At 70.2% G+C, this 242-nt stretch carries 1 pseudogene; it reads right to left on the reverse strand.

The features are described from left to right. A pseudogene (locus ACZ3HG_RS24625) lies at positions 1 to 229 on the reverse strand (hypothetical protein); the annotation flags it as partial. Positions 230 to 242 lie beyond the last annotated feature (13 nt).

A 242-nucleotide genomic window follows, 5' to 3' on the forward strand; every position in this document is an offset into this window, starting at 1 on the left:
AGTAGAGCGCGTGGACCTTCTCGTTCACGTGCAGGTAGAAGACGCCGGCGCCCTTGGCGAAGAAGCGGTCCTCGTCGTCGTCATGGCGGTGCTCGGACAGGAAGCGCTCGCGCGAGGCGCCCTTGACCTCGGCATCCGCTCGGGCGGTCGCGTGGATCGCCATGCCGAGGGTCGCCGCGCTCCAGCCGACGAGGTCGCGACGCGCGCGGTCGACCTGCCAGTCCTTCATGCCCAGGCGCTGG

Source organism: Erwinia sp. PME.40.26/001 (genome assembly GCF_055556675.1).